We start from the raw sequence: 272 nt of genomic DNA on the forward strand, positions 1-272 counted from the left end.
CGGCAGGTCACCGGGGCGCCCCCTTCCAGCACGCGGGCCTGTAACGCGGCGTTCACCGGCACCGGGGTGTGGCCGTACTCGCCCTTCAGTATCCCGGCGGTTTCCTTCGCGATGGTCTTGTAGCGTTCGCCGGTCAGGACATTGAGCACCGCCTGGGTGCCGACAATCTGCGAGGTGGGGGTCACCAGCGGGATGAAGCCGAGGTCCTCGCGCACGCGGGGGATTTCCGCCAGCACCTGGTCGAGTTTGTCCGCCGCGTTCTGCTGCTTCAG

1 pseudogene is annotated in these 272 nt (G+C 67.6%); it reads right to left on the minus strand.

The annotated features are described in order from the left end of the window. A pseudogene (locus tag NA986_RS24410) lies at window positions 1-272 on the minus strand (sodium-extruding oxaloacetate decarboxylase subunit alpha); the annotation flags it as partial.

The sequence above is a fragment of the Salmonella sp. NW177 genome, assembly GCF_051811585.1.
Taxonomy (GTDB): Bacteria; Pseudomonadota; Gammaproteobacteria; order Enterobacterales; family Enterobacteriaceae; genus Salmonella; species Salmonella enterica.